The 14320-nt window shown below is 46.7% G+C and carries 11 protein-coding genes; 6 read left to right on the top strand and 5 right to left on the bottom strand.

The window, feature by feature from the left end; genetic code table 11:
* Positions 1-89 precede the first annotated feature (89 nt).
* Positions 90-2963, top strand: a complete 2874-nt coding sequence (locus ACETMN_RS08860; RefSeq protein WP_105597929.1) for a 2-oxoglutarate dehydrogenase E1 component — start codon at positions 90-92, stop codon at positions 2961-2963.
* A gap of 5 nt (positions 2964-2968) precedes the next feature.
* Positions 2969-4237, top strand: coding sequence for a 2-oxoglutarate dehydrogenase complex dihydrolipoyllysine-residue succinyltransferase (odhB, locus tag ACETMN_RS08865; RefSeq protein ID WP_411736035.1), 1269 nt, complete (start codon positions 2969-2971; stop codon positions 4235-4237).
* A gap of 134 nt (positions 4238-4371) precedes the next feature.
* On the opposite strand, the gene ACETMN_RS08870 is transcribed toward odhB, so the two are convergent.
* The 4 genes from ACETMN_RS08870 to ACETMN_RS08885 form a co-directional block, all read right to left on the bottom strand.
* On the bottom strand, positions 4372-5352 hold the full coding sequence (locus tag ACETMN_RS08870; RefSeq protein WP_411736036.1) for an alpha/beta fold hydrolase: 981 nt from the start codon (positions 5350-5352) through the stop codon (positions 4372-4374).
* 41 nt (positions 5353-5393) lie between these two features.
* Positions 5394-6371 (bottom strand): type I phosphomannose isomerase catalytic subunit, encoded by a 978-nt coding sequence (locus ACETMN_RS08875; protein ID WP_105597932.1) that lies wholly within the window; start codon positions 6369-6371, stop codon positions 5394-5396.
* A 189-nt stretch (positions 6372-6560) separates the two neighbouring features.
* Entirely contained in the window at positions 6561-7145 is a 585-nt protein-coding gene (locus ACETMN_RS08880; protein WP_192134635.1) for a class I SAM-dependent methyltransferase, read from the bottom strand.
* A complete protein-coding gene (locus ACETMN_RS08885; RefSeq protein WP_210107585.1) occupies positions 7146-8099 on the bottom strand; it encodes a TIGR01212 family radical SAM protein in 954 nt (317 codons plus the stop codon).
* Positions 8100-8531: 432 nt separating this feature from the next.
* Between ACETMN_RS08885 and ACETMN_RS08890 the strand changes: the two genes are divergently transcribed.
* Positions 8532-8732 carry a hypothetical protein gene (locus ACETMN_RS08890; protein ID WP_105597935.1) on the top strand — a complete coding sequence of 67 codons (201 nt, stop codon included), beginning with the start codon at positions 8532-8534 and terminating at the stop codon, positions 8730-8732.
* Positions 8733-8884: 152 nt separating this feature from the next.
* Entirely contained in the window at positions 8885-9640 is a 756-nt protein-coding gene (gene trmB, locus ACETMN_RS08895; RefSeq protein ID WP_411736037.1) for a tRNA (guanosine(46)-N7)-methyltransferase TrmB, read from the top strand.
* 128 nt (positions 9641-9768) lie between these two features.
* Here trmB and ACETMN_RS08900 read toward each other — a convergent pair whose 3' ends face one another.
* The gene (locus ACETMN_RS08900; RefSeq protein ID WP_411736038.1) at positions 9769-12021 is read right to left on the bottom strand and encodes an AraC family transcriptional regulator; all 2253 of its coding nucleotides are present in this window, start codon (positions 12019-12021) and stop codon (positions 9769-9771) included.
* A 408-nt stretch (positions 12022-12429) separates the two neighbouring features.
* Between ACETMN_RS08900 and ACETMN_RS08905 the strand changes: the two genes are divergently transcribed.
* Positions 12430-13335, top strand: a complete 906-nt coding sequence (locus tag ACETMN_RS08905; RefSeq protein ID WP_017689672.1) for an ABC transporter permease — start codon at positions 12430-12432, stop codon at positions 13333-13335.
* A gap of 96 nt (positions 13336-13431) precedes the next feature.
* Positions 13432-14295, top strand: coding sequence for a carbohydrate ABC transporter permease (locus ACETMN_RS08910; RefSeq protein WP_370511436.1), 864 nt, complete (start codon positions 13432-13434; stop codon positions 14293-14295).
* The last annotated feature ends 25 nt before the right edge of the window (positions 14296-14320 follow it).

The raw sequence follows: 14320 nt of genomic DNA on the forward strand, positions 1-14320 counted from the left end.
AGCTTAAAATGTTGAACGAACGCAAATTACGGCTTAGTCAATGATTTCCGTCAAAAACTTATGACTAAATCAAGACGGAGGGAACGTCGATGACGATCGTGGAAGGCAACAAGAAGCCCTGGGAAAGTTACTATGGCCCCAATATGGGATACGTACAGGAACAATATGAATTATTTGCTCAAGATCCTGGTTCGGTTACACCGGCCTATCGGGAACTATTTGAACAATGGGGTGCACCGCCGATGTCTGGCAGGGATGCACGCACAACCTCGAATTCCGGCAACGCCCAATCGGCTTCCGGAAGCGTAGACATTCAATTATTACAGAAAGCGGTTACAGCAGGTAAGCTGGTATGGAATATCCGTACGTATGGTCATCTTGCTGCAGACATAGATCCGCTTGGAATCAGTGAAGATACAGATACATCTTTGCTGGAACCTCAGCATTTTGAATTAAACGAAGAAGATCTGAAAGCTTTGCCTGCTTCCCTGATCTGGGAAGGTGCAGATGGGCAGACAGCAACCGGATGGGATGCAATCCAACGCTTGCGTCAGATTTACACTGGACCCATGGCTTATGAATTCAGTCATGTACACGAAGTTCAAGAACGTGAGTGGTTGAATCGCCGTGCGGAATCCCGGACTTCACCAGCTCCGCTTATGCCGAAAGAACGTAAGGCTTTGCTGGAACGTTTGGTTGAAGTTGAGCAATTTGAAGATTATCTTCACAAAACATTTGTTGGGCAGAAGCGTTTCTCCATCGAAGGTAACGATGTGCTTGTACCGATGCTGGACGAAGCTGTCCGTATCATGGCAGAAGCCGGATCAAGCCACATTCTGATGGGTATGGCCCACCGTGGACGGTTAAACGTACTTGCCCATGTATTGGGCAAACCGTACAGCAAAATTTTCTCTGAATTCCATCATGCTCCGAACAAAGACCTGGTTCCATCGGAAGGTTCGACGGGAATCAACTACGGTTGGACGGGGGATGTCAAATATCATATGGGTGCTAACCGTTTTGTAAAAGACGGGGAAACTGTGCAGGCCCGCCTTACTCTGGCGAATAACCCGAGCCATCTGGAATACGTCAATCCGGTTGTACAGGGTTTTGCACGTGCGGCTCAGGATGACCGTCGTGACCCTGGATATCCGAAGCAGGATGTAACGAAGGCAGCTACCATTTTGATGCACGGTGATGCTGCATTCCCTGGAGAAGGGATCGTTGCGGAGACGCTTAACTTCAAAGCTCTGCCAGGATATCAGAATGGCGGAACCATCCATATTATCGTCAACAATCGTCTGGGTTTCACTACAGATAGCGGTGATTCCCGTTCAACATACTACGCAAGTGACCTTGCTAAAGGGTACGAAATTCCGATTGTACACGTGAATGCGGACAATCCGGAAGCTTGTATTGCAGCCATTCGTATGGCAGCAGAGTATCGCAATCGTTTCAAAAAGGATTTCCTGATCGACTTGATCGGTTACCGTCGTTACGGCCATAATGAAACCGATGATCCCGAAACAACTCAACCTATCGTTTATGACAAGGTGAAAAACCATCCAACGGTAAGCCACTTGTATCAGGATCAGTTGAAGCAGGAATCGGTTATCGATGATGCGTCCATCACGAGCATTCGCGATGGAGTAACGAACAAATTAAAAGAAGCTTATGACCAGATGAAGAAAAATGAAGTACATGAATATTATCAACGGAAAATCAGTGAGCCGGAAGCTGTTACGATTACTCCGACAGCGGTACCACTGGAGAATCTGCGCAGCATTAATGCCGATCTGCTGAAATGGCCTGAGAACTTCAACGTGTATCCGAAGTTACAGCGGATTTTGCAACGCCGGAGCACTTCCTTGAATGAAGGGGAGAAAGTGGATTGGAGCCTTGCGGAGACACTTGCATTCGCAACCATTCTCGCTGATGGCAAACCGATTCGGATTAGTGGACAGGATGCCGAGCGTGCTACATTCGCTCATCGGAATCTGGTGTTGCATGATTCGGAGAATGGAGCAAAGTTCTGCCCTTTACATCACTTGCCACAGGCAAGAGCATCCTTTGCAATCTATAACAGTCCGTTGTCTGAAGAATCCGTTGTTGGATTCGAATACGGATATAACGTATATTCACCCGATACACTGGTTATCTGGGAAGCTCAATTCGGTGACTTTGCCAACTGTGCACAGGTTATATTCGACCAGTTTGTATCATCCGGCCGTGCCAAGTGGTCTCAGAAGTCCAGTTTGGTGATGTTGTTGCCACATGCGAATGAGGGTCAGGGACCTGAGCATACAAGTGCTCGTCTGGAACGCTTCCTTCAGTTGTGTGCAGAAGACAACATGACGGTTGCTAACTTGTCAAGTGCATCTCAGTACTTCCACTTGTTGCGTCGTCAAGCTTCGTTGACTGAAACAGAAGATGCCCGTCCTCTTGTGATGATGTCACCGAAAAGTCTCATTCGGAATCCGCGTGTTGCATCACCGGCAGTGGAATTCAGTGAAGGCAAGTTTGAGCTTGTGCTGGAGCAAGCTGGACTTGGGACACAGCCGGATCGCGTAGAGCGCATTATTTTGTGCAGTGGCAAGATTGCCATCGACTTGGAAGATGCTTTTGAAAAAGATAAAGCAGATTGGTCATGGCTTCACATCATTCGAGTGGAACAACTATATCCGTTCCCGGCAGAAGAGATCAAACGTATACTTGCACGTTTCAGCAATGTAAAAGAATTGGTATGGGTACAGGAAGAGAATAAAAACATGGGTGCCTGGACATACATGGAGCCTCGTCTTCGTGAAGTTGCCCCGGAAGGCACAACCGTTAGATACGAAGGTCGCCCGGAACACGCAAGTCCTTCCAGCGGTTATCAGCTTGTGCATAGTATGGAACAGCAACAGATTATTACATCTGCGTTGAAACAAACGACGAAGAATAATATTCCACTGGGGAGGTAACAGCTGTGAGTGAAATTAAAGTACCTGCAATGGGTGAGTCAATAACTGAGGGAACTGTATCCAGATGGATGGTTAAAGAAGGGGATACCGTTAATCAGGGTGATGTGCTTCTTGAACTGGAAACGGATAAAGTAAATATTGAGATCAGCGCAGAAGAAAGTGGCGTGCTGGAGAAGATCATTCGTCAGGAAGGAGAGACGGTCGAGATCGGTGAAACGATCGGTACACTCTCAGCTGGTTCTGGAGGAGGAAGCGGTGCACCCGCTTCCGAACCAGTAGCTGAAGAGAAAAAGGCCGTTACTCCTGCACCTGAAGCTCCAACACCACCAGCACCTGTTGCGGCAGCGCCGGAGTCATCCGATAGTGCCAAGACGGCTTCACCGTCTGCCCGTAAGCTTGCACGTGAACGTGGTATCGAGTTAGATCAGGTTCAGAGCAAAGATCCAATTGGGCGGGTATACCAGGATGATGTGAAGAGCCATAACAATCAGGCGCCTGCTCCTGCTGCTCCACCTGCGAGTAAAGCTCCAGCAGCACCAAGTGCTCCGACAGCTGGAAGTTCTACCTATACCAAACCAGTGGAGCGTCAGCGGATGTCTCGCCGCCGTGCGACCATTGCCAAACGTCTGGTAGAGGCTCAGCAGACAGCAGCCATGTTGACTACGTTTAATGAAGTTGATATGACTGCGATCATGGATGTACGTAAACGCCGTAAGGACAAGTTTAAAGAGAAACATGAGATTAACCTGGGCTTCATGTCCTTCTTCACCAAAGCGGTTGTGGGGGCTCTGAAAAAATTCCCTACAATTAACGCAGAGATTGATGGCGAAGATGTTGTGCTCAAAAAGTATTATGATATCGGCATCGCCGTATCTGCGAAGGAAGGACTGGTTGTACCGGTTGTACGTGATGCCGATCGTCTGGGCTTTGCCGAGATCGAGAAGAGCATTGCGGACCTGGCATCCAAAGCTCGTTCCAACACACTGGCGTTATCTGATCTGCAAGGTGGAACGTTCACCATCACCAATGGTGGAACATTTGGTTCCTTGTTGTCTACGCCAATTCTGAATACACCTCAAGTGGGTATTCTGGGGATGCATAAGATCCAACTTCGTCCAGTGGCGATTGATGCAGAGCGGATGGAGAACCGTCCAATGATGTACATCGCGTTGTCCTACGATCACCGGATTATCGACGGTAGTGAAGCTGTTCGTTTCCTCGTGACCGTGAAGGAACTGCTGGAAGACCCGGAATCTCTGTTAATTGAAGGTTAATCCATAAAGCTTGGTTATAGCTATTATTCATATCGCTTAACAAGAAAACCCCTGAACTGGAGCGCAGCGTGAGCTGCACATCTGATCCAGGGGTTTCTTTTGCTGTTGCTCATGGTATGTTGCCTTCGACTCTATTAGATAGAGTCAGCCGTCTCAGTAGGGTTCATCGGGCTAGGGTGTGTATTCGAGCCAGGGGTATTCCGCTCTAGCCAGTTCACAACATGCTGAGCCACTTCTGTTCGGTTGATCTCATGCAGCATTTCGTGGCGTCCACCCGGATATAGGCGATACTCAATATTCTCCAGATGAAGCTTCTTATACTGCGAGACCAGATTAAGAACGCCTTTGCCATGAAGTCCGACAGGGTCCTTCTCACCTGAGAACAGGTATACGGGTTTGTGTTTGGGTATGCGCTCCATATTGTGTGGAAGATGGACTTCAAGCAGCAATTTGAAGAAGTCGCGGAAAAAGCCTGCTGTACAGACTGCTCCGCACAGGGGATCATCAATGAATCGCTGAACCTCTTGGGAGTCCCGGGACAACCAATCAAACGGTGTCGCGGCAGGGCGGAAAGAGCGGTTAAATCCACCAAACACAATCGCGTTGAGCAGCATGCTGGGATGAGTAGCCCCCTGAATACCACATTGCAAAAAGGCGAGCTTCTCTCCAAACCGGAGCAGACCGCGTCTGCCGTTTGTACCGGATAAAATAAAGGCGTGGTACTGCTCATGACCAGCGTACATGAGATGTTGTACCAAGAATGAGCCCATGCTATGTCCCATGAGAAACAGGGGCACCCCAGGATTCTCCTTGGCGGCTACTTCGCCCAGATTGATCATATCACTCGCCATCCAGCGGAAGGCATCGATACCAGCATTACCAAGTAGCTTGGCATTCTCCACGGTTTTGCCATGACCCCGATGGTCATTGGCATAAACCGCATAGCCATTTTGGGTAAGAATGTCGGCAAATTCGGCGTATCGGGCTGCCGTCTCGCCCATGCCATGTGCAATTTGCACTACACCTTTAACGTTGCATTCCGGATCGGGAAGCCAGCGGTACACATGAATACGGGTACCTTCACTAGCGACCAAGGCAAAGGTAGATTCCTGCATCTCGTGTAATTCCTCCTTCACAGGTTACATATAAGCTTGATTTATGGCAGATAAGAGCGAAGCACAGTGGTATTTCCATCTAATGTATAAGAACCCAGATTGGCTGGCAAGAGATAACATTGTCCAGCTTTCAATTCAATGTTGTCTGATTCAGCATGTGCCCACTCCAGAGTTCCTTCTCCTTCACAGACAACGAGAATCGTGAAGCTGTCAGGATTGGTGGAGAGTTCCCAACGTTTATTCACAACCCCTTTTTCAACTACAAAATAAGGGCATTCCGCAAGCTTGAGCCATTCACCAGGAGTAGCGTTATTTGTTTTCATCGTTGAGGCACCTGCGCCCTCATAGGCGGTGACATTTAATGAGTCTTCAACATGCAACTCACGTGGTTTGCCATCCAGCCCTGGACGATTGTAATCGTATATCCGGTACGTCGTATCCGAGTTTTGCTGAATCTCAGCGACAACGACACCTGCACAGAGCGCATGCACTGTTCCAGCAGGGATAAAGAACGTATCACCAGCTTCTACAGGCACCTGACGAAGGGTATCCATCACCGTGCCGTTTTCCAATGCTTCTTTTAATGTTGCCCGATCAACGCCTTCATTCAACCCGTAGATGATGTGTGCGCCCGGTTTTGCGTCGAGTACATACCACATTTCTGTTTTGCCAAGCTCGCCAGGAGGCAGTGCCTCATACTCGTCTGTTGGATGAACCTGAACGGACAGGTCATCGTTGCAGTCAAGCAGCTTAATCAGAAGGGGGAAACGGCCGCCTTTTTCGGAAACGCCTTTGGTTCCAAGCCATTCGGTGCCCAGTTGTTCACGAACTTCATCCAGACCCTTGCCAGCAAGTGCTCCATTTAATACCTTGGTTGTACCGTTTGGATGATCCGCAATCATCCATCCTTCTCCGATATGTCCTTCAGGGGGCGTAAGGCCGAATTGCTCCAGCGCACGACCGCCCCACACACGTTCTTTGAATTCAGGTTGGAATTGTAATGGGTATGGCGTAGACATCAGTAATCTCTCCTCTAGTATATGAAGTGGTGGATCGCTTTAATCAGTCATGGGCATGTAGTCGCCATGAGCAAACAAGTGAATACGTTTGCATATGTAGATGTAGAACACAGATCGCAGTAAGAAAAAGCCGTTAATAGCTCGCCTTGCGATTGTGTCTAGTTTATTGTATTTGGTGAACAAAGGAAATTATTTTTTCTCGATTCCGATCAGAAAAGGAGAAGTTTCTCGCTGCAATTGGCGATACATCACAACCTGTGCCTGTTCCACCGGCAGGGCAGAGGACCATTCCAATACGGCTGATGCTTCCTGTGCGCCTCCGTCATGACCGGGGTAGAGCACAACCGTAATGATTCCGCGAGGGCGTAATAAAGTGAGTGCAGCCTCGAGTGCAGCGATCGTGCTATCAGTTTCGGTTATGATGGAGGAATCTGCACTCTCTGAAGGCAGGTACCCCAGATTGAACATAACTGCACCAACCGCACCAGGCCATGACTCAGGCACCGCTTCTGTCATTCGATCATGGCTTAGTTGAAGCATGGAGATGGAGCCAAGTTTGGCTTCGTCGGTTTGTTTTCGAATCCGGGCCTGTGCCAGTGTGAGGGCTTCACTTTGAATATCGAATCCAATGACTTGACCACGCCTGCCAACTTGTTGTGCCAAAAATAGTGTGTCTGCTCCTGTACCCACCGTTGCATCTATGGCCAGATCACCTGGCTGAAGACGGGAAGCGATCCACTGATGCGCACAGCTGAGAACTGAAAGAAAGCCCATCTATGCTCGCCTCCAATACTTACCTTGCCAGGAATCCCGCTCACGCAACTCACGATCAATGGAGTTCAACACTTCCCATTTGTTCATGGACCACATTGGTCCAATCAGCAGATCACGCGGTGCGTCGCCTGTAAGACGGTGTACGACCATTTCCGGTGGAAGCATCTCCAGTGTATCTACGATCAGTTTGATGTACTCATCCTGTTCCAGAAAACGTAAAAGTCCGGCTTCGTATTGCTTCACCATCGGTGTTTTGCGCATGAGATGTAACAGGTGAATCTTGATTCCCTGTACATCCATATTGGCAACTGCTCGTCCAGTGTCCAGCATCATCTCATGTGTCTCTTGAGGCAGACCATATATGATATGTGTACACACTCGTATATTCCGTTTGCGCAGTTTCTCAACCGCTTCTTCGTAACACTTCGTGTCGTGCGCCCGATTAATCAATGTTGATGTGGAATCATGGATCGTTTGAAGTCCCATCTCAACCCACAGATAGGTGCGTTTGTTCAGTTCAGCCAAATAATCAACAACGTCATCTGGCAAACAATCCGGGCGAGTGGCGATGGACAAACCAACAACACCGGGTTGCTCAAGAATTTCTTCAAAATATTCGCGCAGCTCCTCAACCGGAGCATACGTGTTCGTATAGGCTTGGAAGTAGCCAATATAATGGGCTGTAGGCCACTTGAGGTGCTGTTTATCTCGAATTGTATTAAATTGGGTGACCAGATCTTCACGTCTGCTGCCAGCAAAATCGCCTGATCCACGCGCACTGCAGAAGGTGCAACCACCTTTGGCGATGGAACCGTCGCGGTTGGGACAGGTGAATCCAGCATCCAGCATCACTTTGAAAACCTTATTGTTAAACTGATCACGCATCTCATAATTCCAGGTATGGAATCGTTTATCTCCCCACAACATAGGGGACTGTAATGCAGGTGCATTCATCTTCAGGGTACTCCTTTGGCTGTCGAATTACAGTAATCATACGTGAACAAAAGAAGAAGCGCTATGCGATTTCCGTCATAGACGATGGATAGCGATTATAGGGGTCTTCATGAACTTTAGCATTATTCGATTTGAATCGCTCACGGGTACAAGATATGGACAGGAAAAATCATCCTGATCCATATCTTGCTGATTGGAAGACGCTTATGGGATTTATGCAAAATGCTCACTTTATCATTGTATCAAAAAACTAAAAAAAAAGGGAATCGAAACGCAAAAATAGGCCGTAAAATCAAGGGTTTCTCCTTGCTATAGTTTACACCTTGTGTTATATTTAAATCAGCGTCAGACACCATCTAGTGGGTATTATTCATCATAGCATTTGAATCAAGATTGACGTCATGGACCATACTATACCGTGAGGTGATATGAATGAATTCCCAAGTTAAAAACAATGAATTGAATCGTGTGTCTGTTGAATTGACGGCAGAAGAAGCACTGGCTTTAACAGGTGTTCGTTTTAATGGAAATCCGAAAGTGAAAGCGGCTGCAAGACAAAAAGTTCGCGATGCTTTCGAAAAGACATTTGATTTTTCACACCAAGATAAGGTAGACTATGAACTACTAAAGTAGTTGGACCCCAATTCCAAATAAATCGAAGAGGGAATCTTTGAGATTTGCCCAAAGTGGCAGATCCGAAGATTCCCTTTTCATTGCTCTTTACAATTTGCCAGTTCTTCGGCAAAATAAGTCTGAGACAAGTATGGGACAAACGGAGGAATAAAATGCGTTTACGTGGCAGAAAAGGGATAAGAGAAAATCTGGAGCAACAAGTTGATCTTGTTGTACTGGACCCCAAGCAGCATAAAGGAAAATGGTCTGAACTGTTTGGCAATGACCATCCGATCTTCGTGGAATTTGGTATGGGTAAAGGTCAATTTATCAGCCAAATGAGTTATAAATATCCGGAATTTAATTTCATCGGTATTGATATGTATGATGAACTGGTGCGTCGTGCCAGTGAGAAAGCTCGTAATGCGTGGAGTCAGGCTGATGTGGAGACACCTCCGAACCTGAAGCTTGCGCTGGCGAATATTGAACAGATCGAGGAAGTTTTTGAACCGGAAGAACTGGAACGTATCTATTTGAACTTCAGCGATCCATGGCCAAAAGCAAAGCATGCACGTCGCCGGTTGACGCACCCACGATTCCTGAAGAAATACACGGAATTGCTTAATCCAAAAGGTCAGATTCATTTCAAAACCGATTCGGAGACGCTGTTTGATTTCTCACTCAATGCCATTGCCGACTTCGGCCTGCAAATGACCAATATTTCTTTGAATCTGCATCGTGATGGTTTGAATGAAGCACATGTGATGACGGAGTACGAGCAGAAATTCATGGGCAAAGGCATGAACATTCACCGGGTTGAAGTGATTGTTGGTGAAGAGGCCCTGCGTGAGTATCAGCAGACACGCCTGGACAAGTATAAAGTTCGTGAAGCTTCTGATGAGTCCGGCGAAGATCAGGAACAGGAATAAATCGAAATCTAACTTAAACTTATCAAGGAAGAGCGACACATGAGGTGAATGATTCATTCTCATAGGTCGCTCTTTTTTTGCATTAACATCAATGTGCAATGCTCCATAAACTCAAGCCTGGTATGATTTCAAAAGTTCTCTGAATGAAACTCTTTGCGACGATAATCGTTTGGTGTAACACCATTGAATTTTTTGAACATGCGATAGAAGTATGAACTGTTGGTGAATCCAGTTCTCTCGGCAATGTCGGCAACGGAGTTCTCCGTTTCCACCAGCAGATGCTGGGCCTTGGCTATGCGGGTTTCGTTAATCACGTCCGTGAGCCCTTTCAGGGTGAGTTGTTTGTAGAGCCTGCTTACATAGATGGGCGACATGTTAAGCTCATCTGCAATGGAAGTTAGACATAGATTGGGGTCCGCATAGTCCCGCTCAATAATGCCATTGATTTTACGAATCAACTCTTCGTGCTTCAGTGTACGTTTCTCCTCGACTTTGGAACCAAGCTCATCAAACATCCGATAGAAGTGTTCATGTACTTCACTGATGTCTTCCGCTTCTTTCACAGGCAGCATTAGTCCATCCGAGACTGAATCAAGCGTGAGTTGATTATTCTTCTTGAGGGTATTTCGTACATGGTTCAGTGTCATCGTCAGATGGGATAAGGCCAGCTGGAAGACGGTAAACGGGTAAGCGGCTGTTTCGCCGACGATATCTGCATAGACTTGTTTGGCTTCTCGCGTCTTGCCTGTCATTAGATGGTCGACAAGCTGTCTTTCCTTACCTGCTGGGAAGGCGTACTCCTTGGCGTGATAAGCCATGATGTCAGAGGTATAGATCAGACAGCCCGGTCCCATGAACAAACGATGCAGTGAGGCTTCGGCTGATCTGGTGTAGGATGCAATACTGTCTTCCAATGAATCTTCTTCCGTGCCGATCGTACAGGAGATAGAGCATTTCAAATGGGTCATTACAGCAGCCTGCATCATGCGCAGCAGCTCCTCGATCGGATGATGAGCAGGTTGCCCAAGTTCATGGTTTTCCGCTTTTTCATTGAAGATGAGTGTGATCAGATCACCGCCCATGTCCACAGCTTCCGCATTGTAGTGGAGATCGGCTGTCTCAGTGCATATGTTCATCATGGCGTATTTTACAAGCTGGGTCTCATCACGATACGTTTCGCAGAATTCGGTAAAATGGTCAATACGGAGCAATACCAGTCTGGATGCATGCTGAACATCAATGGAGGAACCGTAGAACTTCATCCGTTCTTCCAGCATACCTCCAGTTACTGTTTCGCGGCCCTGTAGGGCCCCTCGTAGAAAATCCTGCCGTAACAAATGAAGACTGCCACGTCGCTCAGCTTCCATCACACGTAAACGAACAAGCACCTTGTCAATAGGGTGATATAGTTTTCGGGAAACAAGGTAAGAGAGCAGTAAGCCTGCGAAGAGAAGTCCAACACAAAACAGAACGGTATGTGTGCGCATATTCCGTATATCTGAGGTAATCAGATCATAAGGTGTTATTCTCACATAACGCCAACCCAGGTCATCGGGAGCGGTATAGGTGATGAGAGATTTTTCTCCGTCGACCTTCTCGGTAAAGTAAGCTGACTGCTCCGTATCCTGCATAATTGGCTTCATAAAAGCTTCGCTGGAAAGATTTTTCATCAATGCACGGTCGCCAAAGTCAGATAAAAGGTCTCCATTCTCATTTACAATAAAGGTTTTGCCTGGTTGATCCACAGCATTCATATTCGGACTGAGCCAATCATCCTTGATATTAACGATGACAGCATAGTTTAGCTTTGCGTTATCATTAATCGTGTCATAACAGAGATAGGTGTAGCTGTTAACCTCTGTTGCTTCGGTAGAGCCGACCTGATATGTACGCGGGATGGGCACAAAAGGTTTATAGTCATGGAAGCGTTGGAGGATGCTTGTAATCCCTTGATCATCGATCTCCGAGATGGACTGCTGCCCATTGCGCACGTTGGAACTGATATAGAATTCATTACTTTTGGAGTTATATACATAGATGGATTCGATAAAGGGAAGGGACATACGGTAGTTGTCTAGCTGTTCCATCGCCGATGTGATCTCATAGATATTTGGTTTGGAATAGAGCAGTAATGAAGAGATGGTGTAGTCCTGATAGATCTGATATGACAATGATTTTGCAGTCTCGGTCATTTTCGCCACTTCACGGCTGGTTTGAGTAAGACTGTTCATATCTGTACGATACACCTGACGAAGAGCAATCCGATTATAGTTGACGTACAAAATAGTAGAAGCCACAAGTAAGGTAGCGACGGTACTGATAATAATGCCGATCAGAATCCGTGTGAAGACCTTCTGACTGTCCTCTGAACGTTTACGCATTCATCTTCCCCCTCGAACCACCTGTTTTGGGTGAACAACATAGAATTTCATATACATAAGTGGGGCTTCATACATGGATGAGCAGAAGAGCAAGAGTAACTTGAATTATATATTATGTATGCGTTTACATCAATGCTGGACAGGCCATTTTGCCTGTTTTCTCTACATAAAGTTCAACTTTCGCTGGATTGTTCACTAGGTGTAGCCTATGCACGATATCAACATTTGTGAACGGATGTGTGTGGGTGTCTGTTCATTTCATGGTTCGTTCATTTTGTTCATAGTTCATTTCGCAGAATCGTTCATTTTCTGAAGGGAAGCTTCAGTATCCGTGAGTGAAGAGAGCATCTACAATAAAAAGAGAGCTCCACCACGCAGCACCGCAAGAAATTCGGGAGGGATCGAGCCATGCTCAAAGAATTGAACAAAAACAAAATCATGTTTCTGATGCTGTTGCCCACGCTGATCTTTTTTCTGATTAACTCGTATTTTCCGATGGTCGGCATCTATTATGCGTTCACCCGGTATGATTTTGAAGGCGGATTATTTGGTAGTCCATTTGTCGGTCTGGAGAACTTTAAGTTCCTGTGGCAATCCGGAATGCTGCTGAAGCTCACAACCAACACTGTGGGTTACAATCTCGCCTTCATTATATTAGGAAACGGTCTGGCGATCTTCTGTGCGATCATGCTTAGCGAAATCCGGGGCAGGTTATTCAAAAAAATCACGCAATCCGTCATGTTCTTGCCGTATTTCATCTCATTTGTACTATTGAGTGTAATCGCTTACAACATGTTTAACTACGAGTCGGGTTTTGTGAACACGGTGCTCAAACGTTTTGAGGCCGGTCCAGTCGACATTTATAACACACCCTGGATCTGGGTGTTCCTGATCATCATCTTTTATCTGTGGAAAAATCTTGGATACAGCATGGTCATCTATCTGGCCGCCATAACGGGGATCAGTGACGAGTACTATGAGGCTGCCCGAATCGACGGAGCCAATATATTTCAGCGGATCTGGTACATTACGGTACCAATGTTGAAGCCAACCTTTGTCATCCTATTGTTGTTCTCGCTCGGCAGCATCATGAAGGGACAGTTTGACCTGTTCTATCAACTGATTGGCAACAACGGGGTGCTATACAACGCTACAGATATTATTGATACGTATGTGTATCGTTCTCTGAAAGTAACGTTTGATATCGGGATGGCAACGGCTGCTGGTCTCTATCAATCGTTGTTTGGATTCATTTTGATCATGACCGTCAACTATATTATCCGCAAAGTAAATGAGGACTACGCCTTGTTCTAGAACGCCCGCAGGGCAGGAGGGAGAACGATCATGAACACGCCAATGAATACTCACACGCGTACGAATACGCGTCTCAGAGATTCGGAATTCACTTTCATGTTTCAACTGATTTCCTACAGCTTCATCATCATTTTATCCATCATGTGCTTGCTACCGTTTCTGCTGATCCTATCCGGTTCATTCAGCAGCAACGAGTCCATTGTGAGGGATGGTTATCACCTCTTTCCAACGGACTTTTCCCTGGAAGGTTACAAAATGGTGTTCAAATTCCCGACTCAGGTACTCAAAGCTTATGGGGTAACGGTCTTTACAACGGTGGTGGGGACTACGCTAGGGCTGTTCCTCATTACGATGGCCGGATTTGTGCTCCAGCGTAAGGACTTTAAATATCGGAATACGTTCTCGTTTTTTATCTACTTCACAACCTTGTTCGGTGGGGGACTTGTGCCTTGGTACATTATGCTGGCGAACTACTTCAATCTCACAGATACGTACACCGTACTTATTTTCCCGGGGTTGATGACGCCATTCCTCATTATCCTGATGAAAAACTTCATTCGCTCGGCAGTGCCGGATGAATTGATTGAGTCCGCCAAAATTGATGGAGCGAATGACTTCCGCATCTATTTCAGCATTGTGTTGAAACTGGCGATGCCTGGTATCGCCACCGTAGGTCTGTTCCTGGCATTGGGTTACTGGAATGACTGGTTTACCTCATCCCTCTTCATTAACAACCCGGATATGTACCAACTGCAATTTTATCTCTACAACACGATGAACACGATTACATTCATTGACCAGATGGCGATTGGCACAGGGATCACACTCAGTCAGGATGTGCCTACGGAATCAACCAAGATGGCAATGGCTATCGTTGTAACGGGACCGATTTTGTTCCTGTATCCGTTTGTACAACGTTATTTTGTCAAAGGACTCACCATTGGTGCAGTGAAAGGTTAGAACGTGAACACGCTGTGGGTGTCAG

It is taken from the genome of Paenibacillus sp. M2 (assembly GCF_046713495.1).
GTDB lineage: Bacteria > Bacillota > Bacilli > Paenibacillales > Paenibacillaceae > Paenibacillus > Paenibacillus amylolyticus_B.